The sequence below is a fragment of the Planktosalinus sp. genome (assembly GCF_059864935.1).
The window spans coordinates 1-1,096 of the sequence record NZ_JCBCCK010000429.1 but is presented as its reverse complement, the minus strand read 5'-3'; the positions used below and the strand labels follow the sequence as shown (position 1 = coordinate 1,096).

The following is a 1,096-nucleotide window of genomic DNA, read 5'->3' as shown; positions in this document are numbered from 1 at the left end:
GTACATAGAAATCATAGTCGGTATCGTCATCCAGGCCGGAAGCCGAAGCAGTAGTAACACCGGTAGCAGTGGTGCCACTGTCAACAGGGGTGTCAGTTAACGGGTCATCGCCGTCTTCCATGACAACCCAACTGTAGCCATCGGTTTCATCCGGTGAAGCAGTCCAAGAAATATCAGCAGTAGTAACAGTTACATTGACTAACGTTAAGTTGGTTGGAGGAGCACATACTAACACTATTTCATCAGTAGTAAAGCTTAATGGACCTGCCCAAGCGCTTAAATTACCACTACCACAATTTGTTTGTACATAGAAATCATAGTCGGTATCGTCATCCAGGCCTGATGCCATTGCTGTAGTAATGCCTGTCGCAGTAGAACCACTGGTAACCGGTGTGTCAGTTAACGGGTCATCGCCGTCTTCCATTACTATCCAATTGTAACCATCGGTTTCAGTAGCTGAAGCTGTCCATGAAAAATCTGCAGTAGTTTCAGTTACCGAAACAAGTGTCAATGCAGTGGGTGCATCACAAACAAAAGTTTCAACAACTTCAAAATTGTCTATATAAAAGCGCAAGTCCGGAGTTGATCCTTCTCGATACGCATAAAAGCCAATTTTTACAACACCTGAATAGCTACTTAAATTAATTTCTTCAGAAATTCCTCCGTCAGGTATGTTCAGGTCATCATAAGTTTGAACAATATTTAGATCAGACCAGGTGGCACCATCATCAGTTGATACAACCACTTGAACATAATGACTACCCATTGTAGTCACGGGGCTTGTACCTGACCAGGGAATAACAGAAACATCAAAGCGCAACTCAGGCTCAATGGCTGAATCGAGGTCGATGGAATGTGAAATCAACCAGTCAGTGCTTCCAGCAGATGAATACAGGTTAATATAGGCCGCATTACCGTTTGGATGTGCTGCATTATTATTATAATTTAGAGCCCCCCAACCACCGTCTGCAACAGTTACAGTTGTTGACGCAGTTAAACTTCCGGTCCCTTCAGACCAACAAGGCATGTTGACGTTAGTATTATAATTAAAAGTTGCATTCCCAAAATCCTCCATAGAAGTTGGGACTGTAGTTGC

At 43.2% G+C, this 1,096-nt stretch carries 1 protein-coding gene; it reads right to left on the bottom strand.

The features are described 5' to 3' along the window. A partial coding sequence (locus tag AC6F75_RS12955) for a fibronectin type III domain-containing protein (RefSeq protein WP_500715513.1) occupies nt 1–1,096 on the bottom strand: 1,096 nt, incomplete at both ends.